This window comes from Streptomyces sp. NPDC057137 (assembly GCF_042670825.1).
GTDB lineage: Bacteria > Actinomycetota > Actinomycetes > Streptomycetales > Streptomycetaceae > Streptomyces.
The window spans coordinates 20,287-29,613 of the sequence record NZ_JBHUUW010000084.1; the positions used below are offsets into that span (position 1 = coordinate 20,287).

The window sequence follows — 9,327 nt, forward strand, 5'->3', positions numbered from 1 at the left end:
ATGGGAGGAACCATGACCGCTGAGCCGCTGCGCACCACCACTTCGTGGCCGGTGCCGCCGAAGGACGGTTACACCGTGGACGACCTGCTGACGCTGCCCGGGCTCCCGCCGCACACAGAGCTGATCGACGGGAGCCTGGTTTTTGTGAGTCCGCAGCGAGATTTCCACAGCATCGTGATTGACATGCTGGTGGCCGGACTACGCCGCACGGCTCCACCAGAAGTGCGTGTCCGGCGCGAGATGACAGTCAAGCTCGATGAGCGCAACGCCCCCGAGCCGGACATCTGCGTCGTCCGGACTTCGGAGATCGACCCCGACCAGACCTACTTCGACGTGGCGGATGTCTGCCTCGCCGTCGAGGTGGTCTCGCCGGACTCCGAGTCCCGCGATCGCGACACCAAGCCCCACAAATACGCGCGGGCGGGCATCCAGCACTTCTGGCTGGTGGAGAGGGCGGGGACCGACAAGCATCCGGTCGTTCGGGTCTACGACCTGTCCGAGGACACGCAGTCGTACGCCCTGGTCGGTATCTTCCACGAGCGGCTGAAGCTCTCCGTCCCGTTCGACATCGACATCGACCTCGCCGACGTCGACAACCTGTAGGCCCCCTGCAATTCACTCGCACCCGCCGACCGCCTGTGCGAGCGTTGGCGACCATGCCCGAACACGACGAACTCCACGCCATCCTCGCCGCCCCCAACAACCCCCTCCTGACCTGGAACGCCCCCCTCTCCGAAGACCACGCCCGCTCGCTGATCGACGCCTGCGCCCTGCCCGACGGTGGGCAGGTGGTCGATCTCGGCTGTGGCTGGGGCGAGTTGCTGCTGCGGATGGTCGACGGCGCCCCCGGCAGTACCGGTGACGGTGTGGACAGCGACCCCGTCGCCGTCGTGCGGGGACAACGGCTCGCCCGGGAGCGGGGTTTGGACGGGCGCGTCACCTTCCACCAGGGATCCGCCGACGCGTGGACCCGGACCGGCTACGACCTCGCCGTCTCCATCGGTGCCGTGCACGCCTGGCCCGGCACGACCCGCGAGGCGCTGCGCGCCCTGCGGGCGACCGTGAAGCCCGGCGGGCGCGTGCTTTTCGGAGACGCTTACTGGATCGAGAAGCCGACTTCCGCCGCCCTGACCGGACTTGGCGCCGTCGAGGAGGAATTCGTCGGCTCGCTGGACGACCTGGTCCGGGCCGCCGCCGACGCGGGCTTCGCACCGCTCCGTACGACCGTCGCCGACCAGCGCGAATGGGACCTCTTCGAGTCCAACAGCCGGGCGGGCTGGGGCGAGCGCTGGGCGCTCGACCACCCCGACCACCCCCTGCACGGGGCCGCCCGCGCCACCGCCGCCAAGCACCGCGCCGGCTATCTCGGCGGCTACCGGGGGTACTTCGGCTTCGCGTATCTCGTCCTCGGCGTCTGAGACCCTCCCGGATACGGCACAATTCCCAGTCACGGAACGGTAGTTCAGGGGCGGGAAAGGCGGCATTCGGCGTGGCGGTGCAAGTGGCGGGACAAGGCACGCACGGCGGGGGCTGTACCTGCGGGAACTGCCCGCACGGGGCGCACGAGGGACACCGGCAGGCAGTCGCGGCCTTCCTCGCGAAACGGGAGGAGTTCGCGGCCGGTCAGGGCCTGCCCGCCGCGCTCGCGCACTCGCCCGGCGCGTCCAGGCAGTGGGTGTCCGACGAACTCACCCAGTCCGCGCGCGCCGTCGCCGACCGCAGCCGCGAGGCCGGCGACGCCTGGCTGCCGGCCGTCTGGCGACACACGCTGCTCGTCGTGTGGGGGACCGTCGCGGTGTTCGCGCTCGCGCTGGCCGGGACCGCGATCGGCGCGGGCTGGAGCGTCGCCCGTACGGCGGGCCTCGTCGCCGCCCTCGCGGTGGCCGGGCTGCTCACCGGCGCGGCCAGGCTGCACCGTACGCGCGGCGGTCTCCTCGCCCCGCTCATCGGCGAGGACAACCGGCTGTCCACCTCCCGCACCGTCGCCTCCGCGTGGGTGCTGCTCCTCGTCTTCGCCGTGCTGGTGCTCGCGCTGCAGCTCGCCGGGGCGTCCGACAACGACGCGCGCGACGAGCTGATCGCGGGGCTCGAACTCGCCCGGGGCGCGGGCATGTTGACCGTGCTGGCCGTGGTGTGCGCGATAGCCGTCGTCGTACGCCGCGTGGTGGGCGTACGCGTCGCGGACCGGCGGCTGCAGAAGGTACGGGCCGAGCGTCCGCGCCTCGCCGACCTGCTCTGCGACGACGCCGGGCGCGGCAGCTTCGCCGACGTCCAGTACACGCTGGTGACGGCCGTCGCCGTGGTCTTCTCGGGGGTGCGCCTCGCCCGCCGCCCCGAGCAGCTGCCCGACCTGCCGTGGGCGCTCGCCCTGCTGGTGACCGTCTCGGCCGCGACGTACTTCGCCGGCAAATGGGCGGAGGGCGGCCGTCCGGTGGTGCTGTCCGTCGTCCGGGCCCGGGAGGCCGGGGACCTGGACGCGCCGATCCGCACCGGCGACGACATCGAGATCCGGGGGACGGGCTTCGTGCCGCCGGGCGCGGGCACACCGGACCGGCTGGCCAGGATGGTCGTACGGATCGGGCCCGTCCATATCCATGTACCGCTGGTCCCGGTCCCCGGCGGCTTCCAGAACCCGTCGGACACGGTGCTCACCGTGCCCGTGCCGGTCGACGTGGAGCCGGGGCGCCTCGATGTGCAGGTCGTGACGGCGGCCGGTGTCGAGACCAACCGGGTGGCGATCGACGTCGTGGACTGAGACGTCCCCGGCCAGGACCGACAGTGCGGGCCGGCGGCCGCTGAGCGCATTGTCGGTCCCATCCGTATGCATGCACGAGGCACGCGGGGACAATCGAGCCCTGCGAGCGACGTGGGCGGCGGAAAGGCAGGGTGCGCGATGACGCATGGATATCGGACGGACTCCTACGGGACGATGGGCGGTGAGCGGCACGGCTGGAAGGAACTGGCGACGAAGTACGCGCTCGTACCGCTGAGGATCTTCCTCGGAGTGACCTTCATCTACGCCGGACTCGACAAACTCACCGACAGCGCCTTCATGTCGGCGAACGGGACCGGTTCCGTCGGCGAACTGATGCGGGGCGTACGGGACAGCTCGGCCATACCCGCGCTCGTCGACCTGTCCCTCAAGAGCCCCGAGGGCTTCGGCTACGCCATCGCCATCGGTGAACTGGCCGTCGGACTCGGCACCCTTGTCGGACTGCTGGCCCGGCTCGCCGCGCTCGGTGGCGCGCTGATCTCACTGAGCCTGTGGCTGACGGTGAGCTGGCAGTCGGATCCGTACTACTACGGCAACGACCTCGCCTACCTCATGGCCTGGCTGCCGCTCGTGCTCGCCGGCGCCTCGGTGTTCTCCTTGGACGCGGCCCTCGCCGACAGGCGGCGCCGAATGCGGTAGTCCGCCATCGACACGGCGGAGGCCAGGAAGAGGCCGCCGCAGATGATCGGGACGACCACGAACCAGGGGGCGTCCCACCAGCCTCCGGCGTCACCGGCGAACACGGTGGCCGCGCCCATCACGGCCAGGCCGGCCACCAGCTTGCCCGGCTTGAACTCATGCAGCAGCACGGGTCACCTCCACCTGTCCGACACCGACTTCGAGCCGAAGGTCCAGTGTGCCCCCGGGCTTCACGCCCTTGGGCGGGGCCACGGTACGCGTCCGTTCCTGCGCCGGTGAGATGTCGATGTCGTTCGGCGGCTCACCGGGGAGCCGGAGGTCGCCGAACCCCGCCTCCGCGTGCACCTTCAACGTCACGTCGCGCGGTACGACGACCTTCAGCTTCCCGGCGCTGACCTCAGCCTTCGTACGGAGGGTCTCGCCCGCCGGGACGTCGACACCGGCCAGGTCGAGTGTCCCGACGCCGGTGCCCAGTTCGTACGACGGCGACACCGAGGCGACGGCCGCCGGGCGCCATGTCGTGCGGACCCAGTCCGTGCCGATGTCCTTCGGGATGGCCGCCGAGCCCCCGAGGAGTCCGGCCGTCAGGACCGTGAGGAAGATCGTGCCGAAGCCCGTACGTCCCAGGAAGGCGCTCACGGCGAGGCCGAGGCCGAACACGCCGAGCGCGGCGGCGAAGCCGATCTGCAGGCTCGTACCGAGCGGCTGGGTGTCCCACGACAGCCCCAGGCCGAGGCCGCCCGCGAGCATCGCCAGTGTGAAGACGCTGCCGCCGATCCCGTGCGGGGCCTGCCGCCCGCAGGACGCCCCGGACCCCTTCCGCTTTCCCGCCCCGCGACGTGACGCGCCGGCCGGCTCGTCGGCCTCGTCGTCGGGACCCCACAGATAGCCGGTCGGCGACGTCGGTCCCGTCGTCCCGTCCTTGACGATCGGGTCGCGCCACCACGACGGGCTGCCGGGCGTCGGCGGTGCCTTCGTCTCCGGGGGAGCCTCGGCCACGGCCGCCGCCGTCCCCGGGTCGAGCGGGCCGCCGTCCTGACTGGTGGCGCGTCGCCGGTGGGACCAGACCGCCGCACCGATCGCGGCGATCGACAGCATCGTGGCGAAGCCGAGGGTGTCGCTGTTGTTGAGCATCGACAGGAACAGGCCACAGCCCACGAGCGCGAGCAGCACGGCGATCAGGGAGGCGCCGTCGACGCGGCCCGACAGCAGCCGGCGCAGCTCGTTCTCGTCCTCGCCGTCGACCGGGACCAGCAGCCAGGCGAAGCCGTAGAAGATCAGTCCGATGCCGCCGGTCAGCGTGAGCACGACGATGACGATCCGGAAGATGACCGGGTCCAGGTCGCAGTACCGCCCAAGACCGCCGCAGACGCCCGCGACGACCTTCTGGCGCGGCGCGCGCACCAGCTGAGGAGCCGGTGACGGCGGTGGCTGCGTCGAGGTGTGCGGTACGGACCGAGTCATGCGTCCATGGTGACGGCCCGGCCGCCCGGTCTCCACCCGTCCCGACCCTGGCCGGTCCCTGATATTCCGCGGCGGGCGGGCGAGGGGTGTCAGGGTCGTTCTCGGGGCCGCTCTCAGGGCGCAGCCCTGATGCCAGGGCCCGCCCGGCCGTGTGACCATCAGTGGCATGCCGGTCGCCACGCCCACTCCGCCCCCTTCCTCGTCCTCGTCCTCGTCGTCCTCGTCGTCATCGGCTGCGGGACCGGCTTCGGGTTCGTCGAACGCGGCCCGGAGCCGGAGCCGTACGTCGGGGACGGCACCCGGGGCCGACGAGCAGCCGCTGCGCAAGCTCTACCGCAGCGCGGACGGCAGGCTGCTGGGCGGCGTCGCACGCGGCCTCGCGGGCCATCTGGGGCTGCCGGTGGGCTGGGTGCGGCTGGTCTTCCTCGCCCTGTTCCTGGCCCAGGGGCTGGGCGCGCTGCTGTACGCCATCTTCTGGATCGTCGTCCCGCTCGGCCTCGGCGGTACGCCCACCCGGTCCCGGCCGCTGTTCGAGACGACCAGTGACGGGCGGCGCCGGCTCCGTAAACCCGACCGGGGACAGACCTTCGCGCTCATCGCGCTGTTCGTCGTCGGGACGATCTTCGTCGCCAGCGCGGACCTCGGCCGCGGCGGCGCGGGGCACTACATCTGGCCGACGCTGCTCATCGGCGCCGGTGTCGTCCTGGTCTGGCGCCAGGCGGACAACGCACGCCGCGCGCAGTGGGCGTCCCTCTCTACGGACAGCAGGCGCCGCAGGATCTTCCAACTGGCGCGCGGACTGGCCGGTGTCGCCCTCGTCGGCATGGGCCTGACCGTCTTCATGGTCGTACGCGGCTCGGCCGCCCAGCTCGGCAACGTCCTGACGGCGGCCATCGCCGTCGTGGCCGGAGTCGCGCTGCTCGCCGGCCCCTGGCTCGTACGCATGACCCAGGACCTGTCCGACGAGCGCCTGATGCGCATCCGCGCCCAGGAACGCGCCGAGGTCGCCGCGCACGTCCACGACTCCGTCCTGCACACGCTCACGCTGATACAGCGCAACGCCGACGACGGCGGCGAGGTCCGGCGGCTGGCCCGCGCGCAGGAGCGGGAGCTGCGGGCCTGGCTGTACAAGCCGGAAGGCACCGGCAAGGACGAGGAGAACGAGCCCGACACCCTCGCCGAGGCCGTCAAGGCGACCGCCGCCGAGGTGGAGGACTACCACGGCGTACCGATCGAGGTCGTGGTCGTCGGCGACTGCCCGCTCGACGAGAAACTGACCGCACAGATGCAGGCAGCACGCGAGGCAATGGTCAACGCCGCCAAGTACGGTGGCGAGGGAGGCGCCGTACAGGTCTTCGCGGAGGTCGAGGGCCGGACGGTCTTCCTCTCCGTACGGGACCGCGGGCCCGGGTTCGATCTGGACTCGGTGCCGGACGACCGGATGGGCGTACGAGAATCGATCTTCGGCCGGATGGAACGCAACGGCGGTACGGCGAGGGTGCGTTCGGCGCCCGACGGGGGCACGGAAGTGGAGCTTGAGATGGAGAGGGCGGCGGACGCATGACCGGCACCAGCGGGACGACGGGCACGAGCGGCGACAGCGGCGGGGAAGAGGCCGAGGCCAGGCGGGTGCGTGTGGTGCTGGTCGACGACCACCGCATGTTCCGCACCGGAGTGCAGGCCGAGATCGGGCAGACCGCGACCACGGGCGTGGAGGTCGTCGGCGAGGCCGCCGACGTCGACCAGGCCGTCACGGTCATCACGGCGACCCGCCCCGAGGTCGTCCTGCTCGACGTCCACCTCCCCGGCGGCGGCGGCGTGGAGGTCCTGCGGCGCTGCGCCCCGCTGATGGCGGCGGCCGAGGACCCGGTGCGCTTCCTGGCGCTGTCCGTCTCCGACGCGGCCGAGGACGTCATCGGCGTGATCCGCGGCGGTGCGCGCGGCTATGTCACCAAGACGATCACCGGCACGGACCTGGTGGACTCGATCTTCCGCGTCCAGGACGGCGACGCGGTCTTCTCGCCGCGCCTGGCGGGCTTCGTGCTCGACGCGTTCGCCTCGACGGACGCGCCGCCGGTGGACGAGGATATGGACCGCCTCACGCAGCGCGAGCGCGAGGTGCTGCGGCTGATCGCGCGCGGTTACGCGTACAAGGAGATCGCGAAGCAGCTGTTCATCTCGGTGAAGACGGTCGAGTCCCATGTCTCGGCGGTCCTGCGCAAGCTCCAGCTCTCGAACCGGCACGAGCTGACGCGGTGGGCGACGGCACGCAGGCTGGTGTGAGCGCACTCAGTTCGAACAGAGCCACTCGGTGACGTAGTCCCGGCCGTCGTGGTTCATGAGTCCCCGGACGCACTCGCCGCGTGCCGTGTCGAGCCTGCCGGTCAGCGCGGCCGAGCCGTCCTCTGTACGGAGGGTGCCGAACCAGCCGGGGAACGCGGTGATCCGTGTGTCCTTGCGCTGGTAGCCGAGCTGGACGTCGAGGGCCGGGTCGGGGTCTTCGGTGTGGCCGGCGCCGTGTCGTACGTAGCGCGTCGTGAACGCCCCCTCGCCGCCCACCGGGCCCTCGACGCAGAGCCGGCCGCCGGTCAGCTCGCCGCAGCCCTTGGGCGTGACACCGACCGGGGCCAGGACGAGCAGCGCGCCGAGGGTGAGGACGGCCGCGCGGGCCCGTCGGTGTCTCATGGCGTTCATCGTGGTGCGGCGGGGGCGGTACGGCACCCGGGCTTGGGCCGGGTGGGCGCCTCGCGACCGTTACGCGGGGCGGGTGGCGCCCGCGAACGGCATCTGGTCGATCGGGGCCATCCGCACACCGGCGCCGGGGCGGGGGGCGTGGATCATCTGCCCGCCGCCGACGTAGAGCCCGACGTGTGAGATGCCGGAGTAGAAGAACACCAGGTCGCCCGGGGCGAGCTGGGATCGGGAGACCCGTCGGCCCGCGTTGATCTGGGTGTACGTGGTGCGCGGGAGGGAGACTCCGGCGGCGCGCCAGGCGGCTTGCGTCAGACCGGAGCAGTCGAATCCGTCGGGCCCGGTCGCGCCCCATACGTACGGCTTGCCGAGCGCCCCGCGCGCGTAGGCGATCGCGGCGGCGGCGCGGGCGTTCGGCGCCGGTACGGCACCCGTCGCGGCGCGGCCCTGCGCGCGGTCGGCGCGTGGATCGGCGGACCCGGCACTCGCCGTGTACCGCGCGCGTTCGGCGGCGGTGAGCCTGTCGAGCAGCTTCTCGGCGTCCGCGAGCTTCTTCTTGACGATCGACTTGTGCTCGGCCAGGTCGGCCTGACGGCTTTTCAGCTCGTCGAGCTTCCCGTCGGCCTTCGTACGTAAGCGGCCGAGTTCGCCGAGCTGCGCGCGCATCCTGTTGACGGCCTGCGCCTGCTGGAAGCCGGCCCGCTCGGCGAGGGCTGCCCCGCGCAGGTACTCGTCGGGGTCGGAGCTGAGGGCGAGCTGTACGGCCGGGTTGAGGGTGCCGGCGCGGTACTGGGCGGTGGCGATCGAGCCGAGGGCGTTGCGCGAGACGTTGAGCCGTTCCGTCCGCCGGGCGGCCTCGTCACGCAGCTTGTCGAGCGAGGCGCTCGCGTCGGCGGCCTTCTCCTTGGCGCCGTTGTACTTCTCGGTGGCGGCCTCCGCCTCGTGGTAGAGCTTGTCGACCTTCGCCTTCACCTGCGCGGTGCTGAGCTGCGGGTCGGCGTGCGCGGGCCCTTCGAGACCGGTGGCCGTCGCGGCGCCCGCGAGGGCGAGCGTGGCCGCCGTACGGCCGTACGGGCCGCTGAACGGTCGGTGTTTGGATCGGGGTCGGCGGTGCGCTGCCACGAGGGCGTCCACATCCTTCTTCGGTCCGGCTCTCGCGAGGAGGCGCTGCTTCGTACGGACTTTCTGTCGTGGAGGACGCTAGGCGCGGCGGTCACGGAAGCGCGTCGGCATGGCCGCTATTGCCCGGAGCCGGTAGCTCCACGACGGATTCTGGCCACCGGGCGGGCGCCCGCCTCGCCTGTTTCGGACCGGTCTTGATCATTCCGACGACACCGGCACGCGGGAGGGCGGGCGGTGATACGGAGACGCCGGGACCGGGCCTCCTGGCGGGTGCGGCCCATGCCTTGCGGCGGCGGGCCGGTCGTACGCGCCGGGGGCGGACACCGGGCTGGTCACGATCCACGCGCCCGCCGTGGGATGGGTGCCGGGGACGCCGTTCCCGGCAGGAACAGCGGATACGCGGCCGGGTTCTCCCTGCCGTCCGCCTCGGCGAGGAGCCCGGTAGCCGCCACCGACCCGCTGTCGGTGATCACCGCGCGGGCGGGGATCACCGAACCGCGAACGGACCGCTCAGCGGTCACGTCGGGGACGTCGGGGGCGTCCTCGACGGCGGCCGCGTGCCCCGGCTGTCGGCCGGGCCGGGCATCGCCGCCTGCCCCCCCCACGGCCGCGCCGACCGGGACGAGACCGTCCCGGTC

Annotated in this window: 10 protein-coding genes and 1 pseudogene; 6 read left to right on the top strand and 5 right to left on the bottom strand. The window is 72.3% G+C overall.

From position 1 onward, the window contains the following. Positions 1-12 precede the first annotated feature (12 nt). The 4 genes from ACFT9I_RS36190 to ACFT9I_RS36205 all read left to right on the top strand — a co-directional run bounded on the left by ACFT9I_RS36190 (position 13) and on the right by ACFT9I_RS36205 (position 3,412). Positions 13-603: a Uma2 family endonuclease gene (locus tag ACFT9I_RS36190; protein ID WP_382571584.1), complete on the top strand. Its 591-nt coding sequence runs from the start codon at positions 13-15 to the stop codon at positions 601-603. Positions 604-656: 53 nt separating this feature from the next. Then, the gene (locus tag ACFT9I_RS36195) at positions 657-1,418 is read left to right on the top strand and encodes an SAM-dependent methyltransferase (RefSeq protein WP_382571585.1); all 762 of its coding nucleotides are present in this window, start codon (positions 657-659) and stop codon (positions 1,416-1,418) included. Positions 1,419-1,489: 71 nt separating this feature from the next. Further along, on the top strand, positions 1,490-2,755 hold the full coding sequence (locus ACFT9I_RS36200) for a hypothetical protein (RefSeq protein WP_382571587.1): 1,266 nt from the start codon (positions 1,490-1,492) through the stop codon (positions 2,753-2,755). A gap of 138 nt (positions 2,756-2,893) precedes the next feature. Further along, entirely contained in the window at positions 2,894-3,412 is a 519-nt protein-coding gene (locus tag ACFT9I_RS36205; RefSeq protein WP_382571589.1) for a DoxX family protein, read from the top strand. Here the strand turns inward: ACFT9I_RS36205 and ACFT9I_RS36210 are convergent. Next, complete coding sequence (locus ACFT9I_RS36210; RefSeq protein WP_382571590.1) at positions 3,319-3,582, bottom strand: hypothetical protein; 264 nt, start codon at positions 3,580-3,582, stop codon at positions 3,319-3,321. The genes ACFT9I_RS36205 and ACFT9I_RS36210 overlap by 94 nt on opposite strands. After that, entirely contained in the window at positions 3,569-4,876 is a 1,308-nt protein-coding gene (locus ACFT9I_RS36215; protein ID WP_382571592.1) for a PspC domain-containing protein, read from the bottom strand. The genes ACFT9I_RS36210 and ACFT9I_RS36215 overlap by 14 nt, the downstream gene beginning before the upstream one ends. A 166-nt stretch (positions 4,877-5,042) precedes the next feature. Here ACFT9I_RS36215 and ACFT9I_RS36220 point away from each other — a divergent pair, with 166 nt between their 5' ends. Both ACFT9I_RS36220 and ACFT9I_RS36225 read left to right on the top strand, forming a co-directional pair. Continuing rightward, positions 5,043-6,440 (top strand): PspC domain-containing protein, encoded by a 1,398-nt coding sequence (locus tag ACFT9I_RS36220; RefSeq protein ID WP_382571593.1) that lies wholly within the window; start codon positions 5,043-5,045, stop codon positions 6,438-6,440. After that, positions 6,437-7,159, top strand: a complete 723-nt coding sequence (locus ACFT9I_RS36225) for a LuxR C-terminal-related transcriptional regulator (RefSeq protein WP_382571595.1) — start codon at positions 6,437-6,439, stop codon at positions 7,157-7,159. The genes ACFT9I_RS36220 and ACFT9I_RS36225 overlap by 4 nt, the downstream gene beginning before the upstream one ends. A gap of 6 nt (positions 7,160-7,165) precedes the next feature. Here the strand turns inward: ACFT9I_RS36225 and ACFT9I_RS36230 are convergent, their stop codons facing one another. The 3 genes and pseudogenes from ACFT9I_RS36230 to ACFT9I_RS36240 form a co-directional block, all read right to left on the bottom strand. After that, positions 7,166-7,561 (bottom strand): hypothetical protein, encoded by a 396-nt coding sequence (locus ACFT9I_RS36230; RefSeq protein WP_382571596.1) that lies wholly within the window; start codon positions 7,559-7,561, stop codon positions 7,166-7,168. Positions 7,562-7,630: 69 nt separating this feature from the next. After that, complete coding sequence (locus ACFT9I_RS36235; RefSeq protein WP_382571598.1) at positions 7,631-8,689, bottom strand: NlpC/P60 family protein; 1,059 nt, start codon at positions 8,687-8,689, stop codon at positions 7,631-7,633. Between the two features lie 332 nt (positions 8,690-9,021). Continuing rightward, positions 9,022-9,327: pseudogene (locus tag ACFT9I_RS36240) on the bottom strand (hypothetical protein); the annotation flags it as partial.

Excerpts from the sequence above, each read along its gene's own strand:
- ACFT9I_RS36190 (WP_382571584.1), top strand. The coding sequence starts at position 13 with ATGACCGCTGAGCCGCTGCGCACCACCACTTCGTGGCCGGTGCCGCCG.
- ACFT9I_RS36195 (WP_382571585.1), top strand. The coding sequence starts at position 657 with ATGCCCGAACACGACGAACTCCACGCCATCCTCGCCGCCCCCAACAAC.
- ACFT9I_RS36205 (WP_382571589.1), top strand. The coding sequence starts at position 2,894 with ATGACGCATGGATATCGGACGGACTCCTACGGGACGATGGGCGGTGAG.
- ACFT9I_RS36215 (WP_382571592.1), bottom strand. The coding sequence starts at position 4,876 with ATGACTCGGTCCGTACCGCACACCTCGACGCAGCCACCGCCGTCACCG.
- ACFT9I_RS36220 (WP_382571593.1), top strand. The coding sequence starts at position 5,043 with ATGCCGGTCGCCACGCCCACTCCGCCCCCTTCCTCGTCCTCGTCCTCG.
- ACFT9I_RS36225 (WP_382571595.1), top strand. The coding sequence starts at position 6,437 with ATGACCGGCACCAGCGGGACGACGGGCACGAGCGGCGACAGCGGCGGG.
- ACFT9I_RS36230 (WP_382571596.1), bottom strand. The coding sequence starts at position 7,561 with ATGAGACACCGACGGGCCCGCGCGGCCGTCCTCACCCTCGGCGCGCTG.